The sequence below is a fragment of the Bradyrhizobium sp. NBAIM08 genome (genome assembly GCF_020193935.1).
Taxonomy (GTDB): Bacteria; Pseudomonadota; Alphaproteobacteria; order Rhizobiales; family Xanthobacteraceae; genus Bradyrhizobium; species Bradyrhizobium yuanmingense.
The window spans coordinates 1-423 of record NZ_JADYVR010000673.1 but is presented as its reverse complement, the minus strand read 5'-3'; the positions used below and the strand labels follow the sequence as shown (position 1 = coordinate 423).

1 protein-coding gene is annotated in these 423 nt (G+C 42.6%); it reads left to right on the top strand.

Annotation, left to right across the window (positions count from 1 at the left end):
- Positions 1-80: 80 nt before the first annotated feature.
- Positions 81-423, top strand: a 343-nt coding sequence (locus I6F37_RS41500) for a hypothetical protein (protein WP_225154596.1), incomplete at its 3' end; no start/stop codon positions are given.

Sequence of the window (423 nt, the reverse complement as noted above, 5' to 3'; positions counted from 1 at the left end):
ACGCACACCGGTGGCTTGCTCAATAAGTTTCGCAACGCTATTATTGGCTTTTTTGCTATGCTGGGAATGAATAAGCCTCAATGGAAGGCACTGGTAAAAGGTATTTTGGAGAAGGAAGCATAGACCCCTACTTTTCCCCAATGAAATTACTTGCTATTTACCAGCTGGTACAATATGGGGCGATGGCTGTACTATGTGCGGCCATGGTAAAATGTGCAGCCGGACCGTATGACGCTTCCAATGAAACCTACAGGAAACAGGTAAAAGCATTAGCTAAAACGCTTAGGCAATATCCTGTTGTAGATTCATCGGCAACGATAGCAAAAGACTTTTCCGGAACGGTCAATTTTAATTTGCGTAAACCCAATTTTGTCATTATCCATCATACGTCGCAAAATAGTTGCGAGCAAACGTTACAAACAT